Raw genomic sequence first — 522 nt, 5'->3', positions numbered from 1 at the left:
GCCGATCGGCAACGGCCTCGCCGGCGGGCTGGCCTGTGACGCCGTCATCACCCCGGTCGTCACCGCCGGAATCGACTTCAGCGCGCTGACCGCCATGACCGAGGAATGGCTGGCCCACCACTTTCCCGAGCGCGCCGCCTGCCCCACCTGCGGCACAGACCAGCCGAACGTCACCGGGAACGACTTCGGCCCTGACCACCCACCAGACCACACCACCGGCCACGACGGGTCCCACACCGCCGACCACACCGCCACCCATGCCTTAGGCCACAATGCCGGTCACACCACATCCCACACCGCATCCCAAGACGGGTCCCACAACGGGTCCCATGCCGGAGACGATGCCGGGGACGAGGCCGGGGGCGAGGACCTGCGGGCGGAGAGCCACAGGCGGTTGGAACGCGTCATGCTGGAATGGGCCGTCCAGGTGCTATCAGGGCCCGGCGGGCTGGCCTCCTACCTGCGTACCCGCGTGCTCGACCGCCCCCTGAACACGCCCAGCATCATCCTCGACGCAGGCAT

Annotated in this window: 1 protein-coding gene; it reads left to right on the top strand. The window is 69.9% G+C overall.

The genetic code is table 11. The annotated features are described in order from the left end of the window. On the top strand, positions 1 to 522 hold a 522-nt coding region (locus tag HKK72_RS39555), incomplete at both ends, for a hypothetical protein (RefSeq protein WP_222721714.1).

This window comes from Actinomadura sp. HBU206391 (assembly GCF_014323665.1).
GTDB lineage: Bacteria > Actinomycetota > Actinomycetes > Streptosporangiales > Streptosporangiaceae > Actinomadura_C.
The sequence above is the reverse complement of the archived record's forward strand: the minus strand, read 5'-3'. Positions and strand labels throughout refer to the sequence as shown.